Annotated in this window: 16 protein-coding genes; 8 read left to right on the top strand and 8 right to left on the bottom strand. The window is 73.5% G+C overall.

What is annotated here, in order from left to right:
* Nucleotides 1–43: 43 nt before the first annotated feature.
* Entirely contained in the window at nt 44–2,869 is a 2,826-nt protein-coding gene (locus tag HDC93_RS27755; RefSeq protein WP_260419792.1) for a DEAD/DEAH box helicase, read from the top strand.
* Nucleotides 2,866–4,143 (top strand): SWF or SNF family helicase, encoded by a 1,278-nt coding sequence (locus tag HDC93_RS27750; protein WP_185013554.1) that lies wholly within the window; start codon nt 2,866–2,868, stop codon nt 4,141–4,143. The genes HDC93_RS27755 and HDC93_RS27750 overlap by 4 nt, the downstream gene beginning before the upstream one ends.
* Before the next feature lie 83 nt (nt 4,144–4,226).
* Here the strand turns inward: HDC93_RS27750 and HDC93_RS27745 are convergent, their stop codons facing one another.
* Nucleotides 4,227–4,565 (bottom strand): hypothetical protein, encoded by a 339-nt coding sequence (locus HDC93_RS27745; protein ID WP_185013552.1) that lies wholly within the window; start codon nt 4,563–4,565, stop codon nt 4,227–4,229.
* Between the two features lie 208 nt (nt 4,566–4,773).
* On the bottom strand, nt 4,774–5,940 hold the full coding sequence (gene xylA, locus HDC93_RS27740; RefSeq protein WP_185013551.1) for a xylose isomerase: 1,167 nt from the start codon (nt 5,938–5,940) through the stop codon (nt 4,774–4,776).
* 141 nt (nt 5,941–6,081) lie between these two features.
* On the opposite strand from xylA, the gene xylB reads away from it, so the two are divergent.
* The 6 genes from xylB (at nt 6,082) to HDC93_RS27710 (ending at nt 12,630) form a co-directional block, all read left to right on the top strand.
* Entirely contained in the window at nt 6,082–7,527 is a 1,446-nt protein-coding gene (gene xylB / locus HDC93_RS27735; RefSeq protein ID WP_185013549.1) for a xylulokinase, read from the top strand.
* Between the two features lie 15 nt (nt 7,528–7,542).
* Nucleotides 7,543–8,751 (top strand): ROK family transcriptional regulator, encoded by a 1,209-nt coding sequence (locus tag HDC93_RS27730; protein ID WP_185013548.1) that lies wholly within the window; start codon nt 7,543–7,545, stop codon nt 8,749–8,751.
* Nucleotides 8,752–8,976: 225 nt separating this feature from the next.
* A complete protein-coding gene (locus tag HDC93_RS27725; protein WP_185013547.1) occupies nt 8,977–9,576 on the top strand; it encodes an N-acetylmuramoyl-L-alanine amidase in 600 nt (199 codons plus the stop codon).
* A 93-nt stretch (nt 9,577–9,669) separates the two neighbouring features.
* A complete protein-coding gene (locus tag HDC93_RS27720) occupies nt 9,670–10,068 on the top strand; it encodes a luciferase family protein (RefSeq protein WP_185013545.1) in 399 nt (132 codons plus the stop codon).
* A 3-nt stretch (nt 10,069–10,071) separates the two neighbouring features.
* Nucleotides 10,072–11,244, top strand: a complete 1,173-nt coding sequence (locus tag HDC93_RS27715; protein ID WP_185013543.1) for an NUDIX domain-containing protein — start codon at nt 10,072–10,074, stop codon at nt 11,242–11,244.
* Between the two features lie 129 nt (nt 11,245–11,373).
* On the top strand, nt 11,374–12,630 hold the full coding sequence (locus tag HDC93_RS27710) for a phosphodiester glycosidase family protein (RefSeq protein ID WP_185013541.1): 1,257 nt from the start codon (nt 11,374–11,376) through the stop codon (nt 12,628–12,630).
* Here the strand turns inward: HDC93_RS27710 and HDC93_RS27705 are convergent.
* The 6 genes from HDC93_RS27705 to HDC93_RS27680 all read right to left on the bottom strand — a co-directional run bounded on the left by HDC93_RS27705 (nt 12,611) and on the right by HDC93_RS27680 (nt 18,310).
* Nucleotides 12,611–12,805 (bottom strand): hypothetical protein, encoded by a 195-nt coding sequence (locus HDC93_RS27705; protein WP_185013539.1) that lies wholly within the window; start codon nt 12,803–12,805, stop codon nt 12,611–12,613. The genes HDC93_RS27710 and HDC93_RS27705 overlap by 20 nt on opposite strands.
* A gap of 287 nt (nt 12,806–13,092) precedes the next feature.
* On the bottom strand, nt 13,093–13,977 hold the full coding sequence (locus tag HDC93_RS27700; RefSeq protein WP_185013537.1) for a phosphatidylinositol-specific phospholipase C/glycerophosphodiester phosphodiesterase family protein: 885 nt from the start codon (nt 13,975–13,977) through the stop codon (nt 13,093–13,095).
* A 393-nt stretch (nt 13,978–14,370) separates the two neighbouring features.
* Nucleotides 14,371–15,444 carry an acyl-CoA dehydrogenase family protein gene (locus HDC93_RS27695; protein WP_185013535.1) on the bottom strand — a complete coding sequence of 358 codons (1,074 nt, stop codon included), beginning with the start codon at nt 15,442–15,444 and terminating at the stop codon, nt 14,371–14,373.
* A complete protein-coding gene (locus HDC93_RS27690; RefSeq protein WP_185013534.1) occupies nt 15,441–16,658 on the bottom strand; it encodes an acyl-CoA dehydrogenase family protein in 1,218 nt (405 codons plus the stop codon). The genes HDC93_RS27695 and HDC93_RS27690 overlap by 4 nt, the downstream gene beginning before the upstream one ends.
* Nucleotides 16,655–17,620, bottom strand: coding sequence for an NADPH:quinone oxidoreductase family protein (locus HDC93_RS27685; protein ID WP_185013532.1), 966 nt, complete (start codon nt 17,618–17,620; stop codon nt 16,655–16,657). The genes HDC93_RS27690 and HDC93_RS27685 overlap by 4 nt, the downstream gene beginning before the upstream one ends.
* A 117-nt stretch (nt 17,621–17,737) precedes the next feature.
* Nucleotides 17,738–18,310, bottom strand: coding sequence for a helix-turn-helix domain-containing protein (locus HDC93_RS27680; RefSeq protein ID WP_185013530.1), 573 nt, complete (start codon nt 18,308–18,310; stop codon nt 17,738–17,740).
* Nucleotides 18,311–18,344: the final 34 nt, after the last annotated feature.

Genomic DNA, 18,344 nt, shown 5'->3' with positions numbered 1-18,344 from the left:
TCCGTCTCTCCCGGCACCCTCCTCCGACCTCTCCGACCTGGCCATGTGCCGCTCCGTGTTCCTGCCCGGCGACCCCGCGCGCAACGGCAGTGTCGCCTTCTGGCGGCCCGACGGCGTCGCCCCTCCGGTCGTGGCCGCCGCGTCCGTCACCGACCTGACCGTCCTACTGCCCCGTGACGGCGGGATCGAGGCGGCCCGGGTCCCCGCCGTCCTGCTCCCGGTGCGCTCGGGCCTGCCGGTCCTCACGCGTGCGCGGGCCGTCGGGCAGGGGCACCGGTCCACCGTCTTCTGGGGCGCGGCCGCCCTGCACGCCCTGCACCTCGTGGCGCGCGGACTGCTGCTGCCCGGACTGTCCCCCGGCGACCACGACGCCTGGCGCATCGGCCCGCTGCGCGCCCAGGACATCGAGGCCGTACGCCGCCTGGCCGCGGCGATGCCGCCCGAGGCGCACGCCACGCCCCTGGAAGGCACCGGGCCGCTGCTGCTGCCCGACCCGGAACAGCTCCTGCGCGCCTTCCTCGACGCGGTCGCCGACACCCTGCCCCGCTCCCCCGCGGCGCCCCTGGTGACGGGCGGCCCCGCCTACGCCGGGCCGGAACCGGTGCGACTGCCCGAGCAGCGCGCCTGGGCCGCCGATGTCGCGGCGGGCCACGACGCGGGCGTGCGGCTGTCGCTGCGGATCGAGGCGGACGGTCTGACGAACGCGGCGGACTGGGCGGAGGAGGCGGACGAGGCGGACGTGAGGTTCCGGGCCGTGCTGCAGGTGCACAGCGTCAGCGATCCGGCGCTCGTCGCGGACGCCGCGGACGTCTGGGCCGGCGCCGCGGGCGAGGCCTTCGGTCCGCGCGCGCGGATGGACGCGCTGCTGGCGCTGCGCAGGGCGGCCCGGGCCTGGGCCCCGCTGACGCCACTGCTGTCGGCTGCCGTGCCGGACGCGGCCGAGCTCGCCGACGAGGAGGTCACCGACCTTCTCGGCGCGGGTGCCCGCGCGCTGGGGACGGCCGGGGTCTACGTGCATTGGCCGAAGGGGCTGTCCCGTGAGCTCAGCACGCACGCGGAGGTGGGGCCTTCCGACGGCGAGTCGGAGTCCGGCAGGGAACGCGCCGCCCTGCCGTCGTTCCTGTCCGCCGACGCGCTGCTCGCCTTCACATGGTCGTTCTCCGTGGGTGACAGGCGGCTGGACCGTGATGAGCTGGACCGTCTCGCCGAAGCGAAGCGCCCGCTGGTGCGGCTGCGCGACCAGTGGGTCCTGATCGACCCCCGGGAGGCGCACCTGGCCCGCTCCGGGCAGGACCGCAAGGTCACACCGGTGGACGCCCTCGGGGCGGCCCTGACGGGCTGGGCGGAGGTGGAGGGCCGCCGGGTCGAGGTGCGGCCGACCGGCTGGCTGGCGACGCTGCGGGAGCGGCTCGCGGACCCCGAGGCGCAGCAGCCCGTGGAGCAGCCTGCCGCCCTTGCCGCCACCCTGCGGGACTACCAGCGGCGGGGTCTGAACTGGCTCGCGGGTATGACGTCCCTCGGCCTGGGCTGCTGCCTCGCCGACGACATGGGGCTGGGCAAGACGATCACGCTGATCGCCCTCCACCTGCACCGGCAGTCCGACGCCGGGTCCGCCGGACCGACCCTGGTGGTCTGCCCGACGTCCCTGATGGGCAATTGGCAGCGGGAGATCGAACGGTTTGCGCCCGGTACACCGGTGCGCCGCTTCCACGGTGCGCGGCGCGGCCTGGACGGGCTGGCCGACGGGGAGATCGTGCTCACCACGTACGGCACGATGCGCCTGGACGCGCCCCGGCTGGCCGACGTGCCGTGGGGCATGCTCGTGGCGGACGAGGCCCAGCACGTGAAGAACCCGTACTCGTCCACCGCCCGGGAGTTGCGTTCCATCGGTGCACGCGCGCGTGTGGCGCTCACCGGCACCCCGGTGGAGAACAACCTGTCGGAGCTGTGGGCGATCCTCGACTGGACGACTCCGGGGCTGCTGGGCCGGCTCGGCACGTTCCGCCTGCGGTACGCGGAGGCCGTCGAGGGCGGTCAGGACCCGGCCGCGGCCGACCGGCTGGCCCGTCTCGTACGGCCCTTCCTGCTACGCCGCCGCAAGTCGGACCCCGGCATCGCGCCCGAGCTGCCGCCGAAGACGGAGACCGATCACGCGGTGTCGCTCACCCGGGAGCAGGCCGCGCTGTACGAAGCCGTCGTGCGCGAGGCCCTCGCGGAGATCTCCGGCGCCGGCAGCATGGCCCGGCGGGGTCTGATCGTGAAGCTGCTGACCGGCCTCAAGCAGATCTGCAACCACCCGGCGCAGTACCTCAAGGAGGAGCGGCCGGTGATCTCCGGGCGGTCCGGGAAGCTGGAGCTGCTGGAGGAGTTGCTCGACACGATCCTCGCCGAGGGGGCGGGCGTGCTGGTGTTCACCCAGTACGTGCAGATGGCCCGCCTCCTCGAACGGCACCTGGCAGCCCGCGGCACGCCCTCGCAGTTCCTGCACGGAGGGACACCCGTCGCCGAGCGTGAGGCCATGGTGCGCCGCTTCCAGGACGGCGAGGTGCCGGTGTTCCTGCTGTCGCTGAAGGCCGCGGGCACCGGGCTGAATCTGACCCGTGCCGAGCACGTCGTGCACTACGACCGCTGGTGGAACCCGGCCGTCGAGGCTCAGGCCACCGACCGCGCGTACCGCATCGGCCAGCTGCGGCCCGTGCAGGTGCACCGGATCATCGCGGAGGGAACGATAGAGGACCGCATCGCCGAACTGCTGCTGCGCAAGCGGAAACTGGCGGACTCGGTCCTGAGCGCCGGTGAGGCGGCACTCACGGAGCTGACGGACGCGGAACTGGCGGATCTGGTCGCACTGCGAGGGGGCCTGCGATGACTCGGCACGTTGACGGCGACATGGAACGCACCTTCGCGGCGCTGCCGCCCGCGCGCGGGAAGGGCTTCGCGCAGACCTGGTGGGGCCAGGCCTGGCTGACGGCCCTGGAGGGCACGGCGCTGGACTCGGCGCAGCTGAAGGCGGGCCGCCGGCTGGCCCGCGCGGGTGCGGTCGGGGCGGTGTCGGTGCGCCCCGGGCGGCTCACGGCCGTCGTGCTGGACCGCGACCGTACGGCGCACCGGGCCGACGTCCTGCTGGAGGAGCTCTCGCCCGAGCAGTGGGACCGCTTTCTGGACATGACGGTGGAGCGGGCCGGTCATGTGGCGGCGCTGCTGGACCGGGAGATGCCGCCGCACCTGGTCGAGGACGCGGCGGACGCGGGCGTGGAACTGCTGCCGGGCCTGGGCGACCTGGAACCGGAGTGCGACTGCGAGGCATGGGACCACTGCGGGCACACGGCGGCGCTCTGCTACCAGGTGGCCCGGCTGCTCGATCAGGACCCGTTCGTGCTGCTGATGATGCGGGGTCGCGCCGAGGGTTCGGTGCTGGACGATCTCCAGAGCCGCAGTGGTGCGTCCGCGGCGGAGGCCTCGGCCCCCGAAGGTGTGGACGCCGCAGAGGCCTACGCGGCCGGTGGCATCCTGCCCCCGCTGCCGCCCCTGCCCGGGCTCCCCGTCGAGCCGGGCGTGCCGCCGTCCCTCGGCACCGAGACGCCACCGGCATCCGGCATCGACCCGGCCGCGCTGGAGTTCCTGGCCGCGCAGACCGCCGTACGGGCCCACGGCCTGCTCCGAGGAGCACTCCAGGCGGGGCCCCAGGTGGAGTTGACGTCGGGTCAGGACGCGGTACGGCTGGCCGCGGGTGGTCCCGGCCCGGAGATGACCGACCGGCTCGCCGCCGGGTCGGGACGCGGCAGGGAGGGGCTGGCGACGGCCGTGCACGCCTGGCGTCACGGCGGTACGGAGGCGCTGTCCGTCCTGGACGAGGAGTGGCAGCCGCAGGACGAGACGCTCGCACGGGCGCGTGCCGCCCTGGACTCGGCCTGGGAGACCGGTGAGCGGCCGGAGTTGCGTGCCCGGGCCAACCGCTGGACGGTCGACGGCGCGCCGGTCCAGCTGCGCCTCGGGCGGGACGGCCGCTGGTGGCCCTACCGCAAGGAGCGCGGCCGCTGGCAGCCCGCCGGAGGCGCCGCCCAGGATCCGGCGACGGCCCTGGCCTCGGTGACGGCTCCAGCGCCGGCGGACCTGGCCCCCGAGGAAGGGAACTCCCTCTGACGATGGAGCGGCCCGTACCGGGTGAGGAGACGGACAGGGCGGTGTTCGTCGCCCAGCCGGCCCGCGACTTCGAGGCGCAGGTGTCAGGGCACCAGCTCGCCGGGGTCGAGGGAGGGCAGAAGTGATTCGAGGTCGCTGGGCAGGCCGCTCGGCAGCTTGGTCGGGAAGCCCGACGGCAGCCGGGTCGGCAGCTCGCTCGGCAGCCTCGTGGGGAGCTGGGTGGGGATGCGGAAGGACGGGCCGGGAGTGGCGCTCGTGCTCTCGCCGGACGGCTCCTTGTCCGACGAGTCGCCCCTGTCCGAGGCCATCAGCACCACGAGGGACACGGCGGCGACGGCCACGAACACGACGAGCGGGAGGAACAGCGGGTTCCGGCGCCGGGGAGGCCCGGGCGGGTGCGGCGGTACGGGCGGCATGGCCATACCGACCAGAGTCGCCGCGCACCCCTCGGGCCGGGAGGGGCGCACGGAAGCTGATACGGACTCATGGCGTGGACCGCATGATTCCGGAGCGTGACGGGCCCGTCGGCGCGGCCGGAGGGGCCGGCCGACGGGCCGCACGGACCGCCGGCGCGGCCGAGGCCCTCTTCCTCGCCGGCGCCCCGGGCTCCGCCGCTCAGTGCGCGCGGACTCAGCCCCGCGCCCCCAGCAGATGGTCCATCGCCAGCTGGTCCAGGTGCTCGAAGGCCATGCCGCGCGCGGCAGCCGCCTCCACGTCGAACGCCTCGAACGCCGTCCGGTCGGTGAGCAGCGCCTGGAGGCCGTCCGCGGCGGTGGGCTGGGCCAGCTCGTCCAGCCGGGCCGCGCGCAGGGCCTCCTGGACCTCCGGGTCGGCGCGGAAGGCGGCGGCGCGCTCCCTGAGGATGAGGTAGTTGCGCATGCAGCCGGCCGCCGAGGCCCACACGCCGTCGAGGTCCTCGGTCCGCGGCGGCTTGAAGTCGAAGTGCCGTGGACCGGTGTATCCGGCCGACTCCAGCAGGTCGACCAGCCAGAACGCGGCACGCAGGTCACCGGCGCCGAAGCGCAGGTCCTGGTCGTACTTGATGCCGGACTGGCCGTTGAGGTCGATGTGGAACAGCTTGCCCGCCCACAGCGCCTGCGCGATGCCGTGCGGGAAGTTCAGGCCGGCCATCTGCTCGTGCCCGACCTCGGGGTTGACGCCGTACAGCTCCGGCCGCTCCAGGCGCTCGATGAACGCCAGGGCGTGGCCCACGGTCGGCAGCAGGATGTCGCCGCGCGGCTCGTTCGGCTTGGGCTCGATCGCGAAGCGCAGGTCGTAGCCCTGGGAGGTGACGTACTCGCCGAGCAGGTCGAAGGCCTCCTTCATCCGGTCCAGGGCCGCGCGGACGTCCTTGGCCGCGCCCGACTCGGCACCCTCACGGCCGCCCCAGGCCACGTACACCTGGGCGCCGAGCTCGGCGGCGAGGTCGATGTTGCGGATGGTCTTGCGCAGGGCGTAGCGGCGCACGTCGCGGTCGTTGGCGGTGAACGCGCCGTCCTTGAAGACGGGGTGGGTGAAGAGGTTGGTGGTGGCCATCGGGACCTTCATGCCCGTGGCGTCCAGCGCCTGACGGAAGCGCTTGATGTGCGCCTCGCGCTCGGTGTCGTTCGAGCCGAACGGGATCAGGTCGTCGTCGTGGAAGGTCACGCCGTGGGCGCCCAGCCCGGCCAGGCGCTGCACCGTCTCGACGGGGTCCAGGGCACGCCGCGTGGCGTCGCCGAAGGGATCCCGTCCCTGCCAGCCGACGGTCCACAGGCCGAAGGTGAACCTGTCCTCGGGGGTGGGCTGGTAGCTCATGCCGCGGCTCCTTGCTCGCTGAGGCCTCGCTGAGGCTATTTCGTCATGCCGATTTACAAATTAGTATGCAGGCACCTCTCTGGGAAGAGACAAGGTGGCTCCGAACGGAGACACGTGCCGCGCGCAGTAGGGAGAAGCCCGATGTCAGCAGCCGAGGGTCCGCTCGTCGTCGGTGTGGATTCGTCCACCCAGTCCACCAAGGCCCTGGTCGTCGACGCGTCCACCGGCCGGGTGGTCGCGAGCGGCCAGGCGCCGCACACGGTCTCCTCGGGGTCCGGGCGGGAGACCGACCCGCGCCAGTGGTGGGACGCGCTGTGCGAGGCCCTGCACCAGTGCGGTGAGGCGGCGCACGAGGCCGCCGCGGTGTCGGTCGGCGGGCAGCAGCACGGTCTCGTCACGCTGGACGGCCTGGGCGAGCCGGTGCGGCCCGCCCTGCTGTGGAACGACGTGCGCTCGGCGCCGCAGGCCCGCCGGCTGACGGAGGAGCTGGGCGGAGCGAAGTTCTGGGCCGAGCGCACCGGAAGCGTGCCCGCCGCCTCGTTCACGGTCACCAAGTGGGCCTGGCTGGCCGAGCACGAGCCGGAGGCGGTGCGCGCCACGAAGGCCGTGCGCCTCCCCCACGACTACCTCACCGAGCGGCTCACCGGGCAGGGCACGACCGACCGCGGCGACGTCTCCGGGACCGGCTGGTGGGCGTCCGGGACGGAGGCGTACGACGAGGGGATCCTGGCGCACGTAGGACTCGACCCGGCCCTGCTGCCCCGCGTGGTCCGGCCCGGCGAGGTCGCGGGCACGGTGCGCGACGGCCACGACCTGCCGTTCTCCCGGGGCACTCTGGTCGCGCCCGGCACGGGTGACAACGCCGCCGCCGCGCTGGGCCTCGGGGCGCGGCCGGGTGTGCCGGTGATGAGCCTCGGCACCTCGGGCACGGTGTACGCCGTGTCCCGGCACCGGCCCGCCGACCCGAGCGGCACCGTGGCGGGTTTCGCCGACGCCCGTGGCGACTGGCTGCCGCTGGCCTGCACCCTGAACTGCACGCTCGCCGTCGACCGTGTCGCGGCGCTGCTGGGCCTGGACCGCGAGTCCGTGGAGCCCGGCACGGCGGTGACCTTGCTGCCCTACCTGGACGGCGAACGCACCCCGAACCTGCCGAACGCCTCGGGCCTGCTGCACGGCCTGCGCCACGACACGACCGGCGGCCAGCTCCTCCAGGCCGCCTACGACGGTGCCGTGCACTCCCTGCTCGGCGCGCTCGACCTCGTCCTCGACGAGGACGCGGACCGTTCCGAACCCCTACTGCTGATCGGCGGCGGAGCCCGGGGCACGGCCTGGCAGCAGACCGTGCGGAGGCTCTCCGGACGTCCCGTGCAGGTGCCCGAGGCCAGGGAACTGGTCGCGCTCGGCGCCGCCGCGCAGGCGGCCGGGCTGCTGACCGGGGAGGATCCGGCGGCTGTCGCGCGGCGCTGGGACACGGCGGCCGGGCCGGTGCTCGACGCCGTCGAGCGGGACGAGGAGACGCTGGCCAGGATCGCCGGGGTACTCTCCGACGCGGCTCCGCTGCTGGAGCGGCCCACGAACACCCACTGAGGACTGGCGCCAGGCATGACCGCACCGCTGCACGAGGCCCGTCCCGCCGGACCGGGACGCGCCCTGCCCGACACCCAGCAGGGCATGCGCCGCCGCAACCTCGCCCGGGTCCTGCACACCGTCCGCGACGGGGGTCCGCTGTCCAGGGCCGCCGTCGCCTCACGGATCGGTCTGACCCGGGCGGCGGTCTCGACACTCGTCGACGAGCTCATCCGCTCGGGGCTCCTCGAAGAACTGGGGCCCGAGCGGCCCGGCCGGGTGGGACGGCCCGGTTCCGCGCTCGCCGTCAGCGGTCGCGGCCCGGCCGGGATCGGCGCGGAGGTCGGCGTCGACCACCTCGCGGTCTGCGCCGTCGACCTGCGCGGCGCGACCCGGTCGCGGGCGCTACGGCAGGGAGCCAACCGCGGCCGCTCCCCCGGGCCCGTGCTCGCGGAGCTCACCGAGCTGATCCGGCAGGTCGTCGCCGAGGCGGACGATGAGGGCCTGTGGCCGGCCGGACTCGCGGTCGCCGTGCCGGGCCTGGTGGCGCGCGACGCCCGGACCGTCGTGCGCGCCCCCAACCTCGGCTGGCACGACACGGACCTCGGCTCACTGCTGCCGGCGGACCTCCCGCTGACGGTGGACAACGAGGCCAACTTCGGCGCCCTGGCCGAACTCTGGCTGGGTGACGGCACACCCCGCGACTTCCTGCACGTCTCGGCGGAGATCGGTATCGGTGCCGCGGTCGTCGTGGACGGCGGGCTGCTGCGCGGAACCCGCGGTTTCGCGGGCGAGTTGGGGCACGTGCCGGTCCAGCCGGACGGTCCGGAGTGCGCCTGCGGCGGGCGGGGCTGTCTGGAGCAGTACGCGGGTGAGGAGGCGGTGCTGCGTGCGGCCGGTCTGGAACCCGGTGAGGACCGGGTCGGGCTGCTCGCGGGGCGCGCAGCAGAGGGCGACGAGTCGGTACGGCGAGCCCTGCGCGACGCGGGTACGGCGCTCGGTGTGGCCCTGACGGGGGCGGTCAATCTGCTCGACCCTCAGAGTGTGGTCCTGGGCGGGGAACTGTCCGGCCTCGCTCCCTGGCTGCTGCCCTCACTGCGGGACGAACTGGCGCGGCGCACGGCGGGGCCGGCCTGCCCCGTGTCCGTGTCCGGGCTGGGCCCTCAGGGACCTCTGCTGGGGGCCGCGCACTCGGTGGTCCGGGCGGTGCTGGACGATCCCGCGGCCGTCGCCGGACAGGCCTGAGACGGGCCGTCGACCCCGTTCGCCGGCCTGTCCGGGCTCTTCCAATCACCCGACCGGGTGAGATAGTTGTCCACATCCGAGAGCCCGTCCACCGATTCGCACCGCATCCTCCCGACCGACCGGCAGGCGCCGTAACTTGATCACGGCGGGCCGCGACCGCAACGGCCGCAGCTCCGCGCAGTTGAGCAAGAGACCCCTCCCGTCGAGCCCGGAAGGCACACACCCATGCAACGGACCACCCCTCTCCCCAGCAGGCGAGGCATCCTCGCGAGCGCCGCCCTCACCGCTCTCCCGGCGGCCCTGCTGCACAGCACTCGGGCGGACGCCGGGCCCCAGACCGTCGACCACCCCGGAGCGGCATGGCGGCCGGCGAGCCGCGGCAACTACACGCCGTCGAACCGGCCTCGTGCCCATCCACTGCACTACGTGGTCCTCCACGTGGCGCAGACGACCTACTCCGGCACCCTGAACGTCTTCCGGAACCCGGAGAAGAAGGTGTCCGCGCACTACGTGGTGCGCTCCTCCGACGGACGCGTGGCGCAGTGCGTGCGCGAGGCCGACATCGCCTGGCACGCGGGGAACTGGGACTACAACACCCGCAGCATCGGCATCGAGCACGAAGGCTGGGTGGACCGGCCCGGGTACTTCACCGACGTCATGTACGAGCGGTCGGCCCGGCTCACCGCCGCGATCTGCGAGAGGTACGGCATCCCGAGGAACCGCGCGCACATCATCGGCCATCACGAGGTACCGGGCAGCGACCACACCGACCCGGGCCGGCACTGGGACTGGAAGCGCTATCTCAGACTCGTCAAGTCCGCCTGAACACCTGGTCAATACCCCGCGATCCACCTCACGTCCCGGTTACAAATCGCTCAACCCCTGGTTGCGGGCCGGTGAGCAGGCGACGATGGGGTCATGACTCTGGCCCAGCGCGCCATGGAGCGCCTGCAGGCCTGGCCCGACCTGATGGCGGGCCCGGCGAGTTGCGGTACCGGACGGGCACTCCGTTCCGTCCGTGACGAGATCGTCCACTTCCACTCCGCACGGGACGTGGACCTCCACCTCACCCGCCGGGCCATCCAGCGCTTCCACTACGACCTCGCCGGTTCGAGTGCCATCCATCTGCTGCCCGGATCATGCTGGGTGACGGTCCACCTCGACTGCGAGGCGGACGTCGACCTGCTGCTGAGCCTGGTGAGCATCGCCCTCAAGGCCCATCAGACCCCGCCCGCCGACGACGGCGAGCCGCGGCTCGCCGGGTGCAACTTCCACCGGGTCACGGTGCTGCCGCGTGACGCCGTGGCGGGCGGCTGAGCCTTGGCGGACGAACCGGAGGCGGTCAACGCCCAGGCCTGGGACGCGTACGGGGCGCACCATGTGCGACGGGGCACGGTGTTGTCCGAGGCGGCCCGGATCGACTGGGGATTCGAGGGCGGCGGGCCGGGCAGCGAGGCGCTCGGGGAGCTGACCGGCCGGCGGGTGCTGGACCTCGGCTGCGGCCCGGCCCGGCACGCGGCCCATCTGGTCCGGGACCACCGTGCGCTGGTGGACGCGGTCGACGCCTCGGCCGGGCAGTACGAGCGGGCCCGCGCCCGCTACGGCTCGCTGCCCGGGCTGCGGCTGGTTCTGGGCGACGCGGTGGACCATCTGCGCTCGGCCGAGCCGTACGACGTCGTCTACTCCGTCAACGGCGTCCCGTACATCGATCCGCACCGGCTGCTGCCCGCTCTCACCGGGGCGCTGCGGCCGGGCGGCAGGCTCTGCTTCACGGTCCTGCACACGAACAGTCGTGGTGACGGGCCGTCGGACCGGGTGGTCGCCCGGCCCGAGATCCTGCGGCTGGCGGGCGGCGGTGAGGTCACCGTCCGCATGTGGATTCTCACCCCGGAGCTCTGGACGGCGTTGCTCACCGAATCCGGGCTGCGTGTGGAGGGGATCGACGTCCTCGACGCCCCGGAGGAAGGCAACCAGGCCTCCTACCGGCTCTTCCGGGTGACCCGGCCGGTCCGGGTCACCTCCCGGCCGCGCGTCGGCAAGCCGCCGCCCGCGCACGCCGCGCTCGGGGTGGGTGCCATCCTGTACGGGCCTCGCGGACTGCTGTTGGGCCGGCACCGGCGCGGGACGTGGGAGCTGCCCGGCGGGACGGTGGAACCCGGGGAGTCGTTGCAGGAGACGGTCGTGCGCGAGCTCGGCGAGGAGACGGGGATCGCGGCCCGGCCCGAGGACGTCCGGCTGCTCGGGACGCTGCTGGACGACGCGGGCGGTGTCGTCCGCATGACCGTGGCCGCCCGAGTCACCTCCTGGCGGGGCGAGCCGTCGGACCAGCCCGGGGAGAGCGTGGGCCGCTGGCGCTGGTTCGCCCTGGACCGGCTGCCGGAGCAGCTGTTCGTGTGCAGCGCACAGGCCCTCACCGCCTGGCGGCCCGGCCTGCCGATCGACCACACGCCCGCGCACCACACGCCGTACGCCACCGGCACGGGCGACAGCTGAAGCACCCGGAGGGGTGCTTCCTTTTCAGCCGTTCCCGCGTAGTCCGCGTTCAGCCACCCTGCCGGACCCCCGCGGTCTGGTGCACTGCCCCTGAGGATCCCGACAGTTGACGAGGCATCAGGGGGCACGGTGGCAGGTCGTCGCAGGCGATGGGGAGCAGGCAGAGCGGCACTGGCGTGTGTCACGGCGTTCGCCGCACTGACCGGTGCGGCCCTGGCGGGGGCGGCTCCGGCCGGCGCCGTCCAGAAGGGCGGACGCGTAGCGCCGGGGGTGACGTACGAGGAGTTCGACATCGAGGCGGCCCAGGGGGTGACGCACGCACATCTGCTGAGGGTCGACCTCGGCAATCCGCGAGTACGGGTCGATCTGCTGTACCCGGGGGCCGTGGCCTCACGCGCGCAGGTCTCGGCGATGGCGAACACCCAGGGCGCGGTCGCCGGCGTCAACGGTGACTTCTTCAACATCAGCGAGACGCAGCACCCGGGCGTCGAGGCGACCGGAGCGAGCGTGGGTCCGGCGATCGCGGCCGGGCGGACGCTCAAGGCGGCGGTCCCGAAGGGCCAGCGTTTCGGGCCGGCGCTGCCGCCCGGCACCACCACCGAGGACGTCTTCGGCGTCGGCACCGACGGGCGGGCGCGACTGGACCGGCTCGCACTCGCCGGTTCGGTCCGTACGGCCGAGGCGCAGCTGCCTCTGGGCGGGCTCAACCAGTACGCGCTGCCGGTGGGTTCCGTCGGCGCGTTCACCTCCCAGTGGGGCAGCATCTCCCGGGTGCGTGCCACATGCGGCACGGACACGGACCGGGCCGCTCCGTGCAGCACGGACACCTACGAGGTGACGGTCCGCGACGGCAAGGTCGTCTCCGCCGCCGACGCCCCGGGCAGCGGTCCCATCGCCGCGGGGACGACCGTGCTGGTCGGCCGGGAGGCGGGCGCCCAGCAGCTGCGCAAGTTCTCCACCGGTGAATCGGTCGAGGTCGAGCACAGCCTCGTGGCGGCCACGGGCGGCGTCGCGTACCGGCTCGCCCTCGGCGGCTACCCGGTGCTGTCGGGAGGGCAGCCGCTGCCGGGGCTCGACGACACGACGTCGGCCGTCCGTACGGCCGTGGGGATCGCCGACGGCGGACGGCGCGTGCTGCTGCTCGCACTGGACGGCGCCGCCGCCTACCGCAGCGGTCTGACGATCGCCGAAGTCGCCCGTGCCATGCGGAAGCTGGGCTCGGAGGACGCCTTCAGCCTGGACGGCGGCGGGTCGTCGACCCTGGTCGCGCGGAAGGCGGGCGCGAGCACCGTCTCCGTACGCAACCACCCCAGCGGCGGCGCCGAACGTCTCGTGCCGAACGGCATCGGCGTGTTCTCGGGGCGACTCAGGGACGCAGACCGCTGACGATGTCCGCCGTCGCCGTGAGGCCGCTGTGGATGGTGGGGGCGATGCTGGTGCTGGCCAGGTAGAAGCCGAGCAGCAGACAGACCAGCGCATGGGAGACCTTCAGCCCGCCGTTGCGGAGGAAGATCACCGCAAGGATCACGAGCAGCAGCACCACAGAGATGGAAATGGCCATCGTCAACTCCTCCGCCACGCCGCCATGTCCGGTTCACGGCGTTCGGGCGCAAGTGTGGCGTAGCGGAGGGTTCGTCCGGGCGGCTGACCTGTCCGCCGAACGTGTGGTGTTCTTCTGTGCGCCTAAGGGGTCCTTTCACTATGCCCGTCCGGGTCGCGCGGTCTGGCACCGCACCTCGCCGCGTTGCCGAAAAGCCCTAGTAGCTCCGCTACGAGGGCTTCCCGGCGCCTTGCGACGCACGGCACCAGACCACGCGCCCTGATCGGACGCTCATAGTGAAAGGACCCCTAAGCCGTCCGGCGGGCGTCGAGGAACGCCTCCAGTCCCGCGAGGTCGTCGGTGTTGAGGTGGTCGACGCCCGCGGCGAGCAGTTCGGCCCAGAGCGCGTCGCGGGCGGGTCCGGCCAGGTCCGGGGTCGCCCAGAAGCGCACCTTCTGCCCGCGGTGGTGGGCGGCCTTCATGATGTTCCGCAGCTTCTGCCGCTCGGCGTCCGGGAAGGCGCCGACGCCCTGCCAGGTGAAGTTGAGTGCCCAGTTGTCGCTGATCAGCGGGATGAAGGAGGCCGGCGCCGGGCCGCCGAGGTCGGCGAGGCGGCCGTCGTAGAAGGCGCGCCGGACGGTCTGGGCCTCCATGGGGGCGCGGGCCGCGCGGTCACCCGAGATCACGGCGGTGACCGGCCCGCGGTGCACGCGACCGCGGGCGTAGGCGGTGAACAGGTGGCGGTAGCGCCGGAGATGGCGGTCGAGTTCGAGGTAGGTCGAGGAGCCCTCGGTCTTGATGTCGATGAGCAGTTGCAGCGAACCGCGGTACCCCCGGTACACCGAGCCGCGGTGGGCGCGCACGCGGGCGGCGAGCGGATCGAGGTAGAGGGACTCGAGGGTGCGGGTCGGGTCGAGGTCCTCCGGGTCGTGGGCGACGAGGAGTTGGCCGTCGACGAGGTAGATGTCGGCCTCGACGCTGCCGAAGCGGTGGTCGAGGGCGTCGAGCAGCGGGCGCGGGTGCTCGTAGTCGTTGTGGGAGTGGGCGCGCCACAACGGGCGGCGCCCGGGCGTGTGTTCGCCCGCCGCCGCGGGGGCGGCGGGGAGGGCGATCGAGCCCGCGAGGGCTCCGCCGAGGGTGGTGAGGGCCGTGCGACGGGTGGTGAGGGCCGTGCGACGGGTGGTGAGGGCCATGTTCTGCCTCCCTTGAGGTGCCGTACGGGAACCCTGTGAGTATGGGTCCCGGCAGGCCCAAGGAGCAGGCCCGCGCATGGAGTTGGCCGGGCTGCCGCCACGCGTTCACTTCGAGGGAGGGGCGCGCGAGAGAACCCGCCCCTCGTGGCCGAGACGCGCGAAAGAACCCCGCCCCCCGTGGCCGAGACGCACACGCGGGGTCTCACGCCCCGCGCCGCACCCCGCGCCTCGTCGGGCGGCTCCCGGTCCTGAAAGAACCCCTCCCCTCGTGGCCGAGGCGCACGAGAGCCCCTCCCCCCCGTGGCCGAGACGCACGGAAGGGCCCGCCCCTGGGGGACGGGCCCTTCCGTGCGCTTCCCGGGTGGATTCTTCCCGGCGTCGAGGAGACGGACCTCAGGGAGCCTGGAGGTCGACCAGTGCGGCCAGTGCCTCGCGGTGGGCTCCCGGCGTGCCGTAGGCGATCGAGTCGGCCTTGGCGCGCTTGAGGTACAGATGCGCGGGGTGCTCCCACGTCATGCCGATGCCACCGTGCAGTTGAACGGCCTCCTCGGCGGCGTGCACGGCCACGGGCGCCGCGTAGGCCTGGGCGACGGTGACGGCCACGTCCACGTCCTCGCCGTTCGACAGCGCGTCGGCGGCGTTGCGGGCGGCCGCGCGGGTGTTGACGACCTCCAGCCACAGCTGGGCCAGCCGGTGCTTGATCGACTGGAAGCCGCCGACGGGCCGGTTGAACTGCTTGCGTTCCTTCAGGTAGCGGACCGTCTCCGTCAGCGTCCACTCGGCCAGCCCGAGCTGCTCGGAGGCGAGCAGCCCGGCGCCGGCGCGCAGGGCTCGGCGTACGGCGGGTTCGGCGTCGCCCAGCAGCCGGCCCGGCACTCCGTCGAGGGTGACGGTCGCGAGCGGCCGCGTCAGGTCCAGGGAGGTCCGGGGCGTGACGGTCGCGGCGGTGGCGTCGACCGCGTACAGACCGCCGTCGTCGGCCGGCACGAGCAGCACGTGCGCGACGGCGGCGTCCGCGATACCGGTGAGTTCGCCGTGCAGCAGCCCGTCCTCGTGCCGGACGACCCGGTAGGCGGCGCCCGGCGCGACGTTCAGGGCGACCGCGAGGGCGCCGATCGTCGTGCCGGCCGCGAGGTCGCGCAGCAGGTCGTCGGTGCCGCAGGCCAGCAGCGCCTCGGTGGCGACGATCGCGCTCGTCAGATACGGCACGGGCGCGACCGCGCGGCCCAGCTCCTCCAGCACCACGGCGGCTTCGCGGTGCGTGGCGCCCTGGCCGTCGAGTTCCTCGGGCACCAGCAGGCCGGCGAGGCCCATGCCCTCGGTGAGGGCCTTCCACAGGGCCAGGTGGTGGGGGCTGTCCGACTCGGTGCGGGCGATGACGCCGGGTGCGTCGCAGTGGTCGTCGAGCAGGTCGCGGACCGCGGCGCGCAGCGCGTCTTCCTCTTCCGAGTACAACAGGTCGCTCATCGGGCGAGGTCCTTCCAGGCGACGTCCTTGTCGGTGCGCGGCTCGGCGGGCAGGCCGAGGACCCGCTCGGCGACGATGTTCAGCAGGACCTCGCTGGTCCCGCCCTCGATGCTGTTGCCCTTGGAGCGCAGGTAGCGGTAGCCGGCGTCGCGGCCGGTGAAGTCGACCAGCTCGGGGCGCCGCATGGCCCAGTCGTCGTACAGCAGGCCCTCCTCGCCGAGGAGTTCCACCTCCAGGCCGCTGATCTCCTGGTTGAGGCGGGCGAAGGCCAGCTTCATGCCGGCGCCCTCGGGGCCGGGCTGGCCCGCGACGAGCTGCTGGCGCAGCCGCTCCGCGGTGAGGCGGGAGACCTCGGACTCCACCCACAGCTTCAGCAGCCGCTGGTGCAGATCGTGGGTGCGCAGCTCGGGCCGCTCGCGCCAGGTCTTCGAGATCGGGCCGATCATGCCGCCCTCGCGGGGCAGCCTCATGCCGCCGATGGCCACGCGCTCGTTGTTCAGCGTGGTCTGCGCGACCTTCCAGCCCTCGCCGACGGCGCCGAGGCGCCGCGCGTCCGGGATGCGGACGTCGGTGAGGAACACCTCGTTGAACTCGGCCTCGCCGGTGATCTGCCGCAGCGGCCGCACCTCGACACCCGGGTCGGTCATGTCGCAGACGAAGTACGTGATGCCCCGGTGCTTGGCCACGTCCGGGTCGGTGCGGGCGATGAGGATCGCCCAGCGGGCTACGTGGGCGCTGGACGTCCATACCTTCTGCCCGTTGACGACCCAGTCTCCCCCACTCTCGCCTTCGCTCGAGCGGGAGGGGCCCCCATCCTCGCGCACGGCCCGGGTGCCCAGCGCGGCGAGGTCGGACCCGGCTCCCGGCTCGCTGAAGAGCTGGCACCAGACCTCCTCGCCGGTCCACAGGGGCCTGAGGAAGCGCCGCTTCTGCTCCTCGGTGCCGTAGTGAAGAATCGTCGGCGCGGCCATCCCGAGGCCGATACCGATGCGCCGCGGGTCGTTGTCGGGCGCCCCGGCGGCCTCCAGCTCGGCGTCCACGGCGGCTTGGAGGGAGCGGGGAGCGCCGAGCCCGCCGAGGCCCTCCGGGTAGTGCACCCAGGCGAGTCCGGCGTCGAAGCGGGCCCGCAGGAAGTCCAGTCGGTCGGTGGAGGCCGGCGGGTGGGCGGCCAGCAACTCCTTGGTGCGGTTGCGCAGTTCCTCGGCGTCGGTCATGCCGCCTCCTCCAGGACGACCGCGATGCGGCCGGTGGTCAGGCCGTCCGCCACCTTCTGCAAGGCGGCGGCCGCTCCGCCGAGCGGTACGCGCTCGCTCACCAGGGGCTTGATCGCGCCCCGGGAGGCCAGCTCGGTGAGCTGCTCGTGGCAGTGCTGGACCAGCTTGGGGTTCTTGGTGTTGTACAGGCCCCAGTGCAGGCCGAGGATCGAGTAGTTCTTCACCAGGGCGTGGTTCAGGCCCGGGCTGGGGATCGTGCCGCTGGCGAAGCCGACGACCACGATGCGCCCCTCGAAGGCGACGGCCTTGGCGGACTGGGTGTAGGCCTCGCCGCCGACCGGGTCGTAGATCACGTCGGCGCCCCGGCCGCCGGTGGCCTCCTTGACGGCGGCGACGACGTCCTCGGAACGCCTGTCGATCACGACGTCGCAGCCCAGCTCCCGGGCGACGGCCGCCTTCCCGGAGCCGCCGACGACACCGATGACGGTGGCGCCGGCGGCCTTCCCGAGCTGCACGGCCGCGCTGCCGACCCCTCCAGCGGCAGCGTGGACGAGCAGGGTCTCGCCGGCCTCCAGACCGGCCCGGCGGTGCAGACCGAACCAGCCGGTCTGGTAGCCGATGTGCAGGGCCGCGGCCTCGGCGTCGTCGAGGGCGTCCGGCGCGGGCAGGAGCGCGGCGGCGTCCGCGACGGCGTACTCGGCGAAGCCGCCGTGGGGCAGCGCCGGGTTGGCGATCACCCGGCGGCCGTCCTCGGTCTCGCCGCAGATCTCCACGCCCGGGGTGAACGGCAGCGGCGGCCTGACCTGGTACTGGCCGCGGCACAGCAGGGCGTCCGGGAAGTTGATGTTGGCCGCCCGTACCTTCAGCAGGACCTGGCCGTCACCGGGCGTGGGCTGCTGAACGTCCTCGAGCCGCATCACCTCGCCCGGCTCGCCGTTCTCGTGCACTTGCCATGCCTGCATGCGGGGCCTCCACGGGGGACTGCTTCGTCTGACCGGGGTCGCTTCGCATACTAAGCGGTCGCTTGCCCATCAGGGAACAGTCTCCGGGCAAAGTCACGCGCAGAGGGTCCCCGTACGTCACGCGCCCTTCGGCCGGGCCCGCACATGCATCCGCTCACCCTGCGGTCCGAACAGGCTGAGGAACTCCACGGGCCCCTCCCCCGTCGACCCGAACCAGTGGGGCACCCGGGTGTCGAACTCGGCCGCCTCCCCCGCCGTGAGCACCACGTCGTGCTCGCCCAACACCAGGCGCAGCTTCCCGGACAGCACGTACAGCCACTCGTAGCCCTCGTGCGTGCGCGGATCCGGCTCCTGCCTGCGCTTGGGTTCGAGGACCTTGTAGGCCTGCAGGCCGCCGGGCTGGCGGGTGAGGGGCCAGTGGGTGCGGCCGCCCATGACGATCGGCTTCGATCGCACGCGCGGATCGCCGGCGGGCGGGGTGCCGACCAGTTCGTCCAGCGCCACCTGGTGGGCGCGCGCGATGGGCAGCAGCAGTTCCAGACTGGGTTTACGCAGGCCGGACTCCAGCCGCGAGAGGGTGCTGACGGAGATGCCGGTGGTCTCGGAGAGCGCCGCCAAAGTCACCTCCCGCTCCTTGCGCATCTGCCGCAGCCGGGGGCCCACGCCCGCGAGTACCTCGTCCGTCGTCATGGTCGTATTGCAGGTTCGGCAAAGTTGTTTGTCA

The organism is Streptomyces sp. AK010, assembly GCF_014207295.1.
GTDB classification, from domain to species: Bacteria; Actinomycetota; Actinomycetes; order Streptomycetales; family Streptomycetaceae; genus Streptomyces; species Streptomyces massasporeus.
Note: the sequence above shows the minus strand (reverse complement) of the source record. Positions and strands in the feature narration are given on the sequence as shown.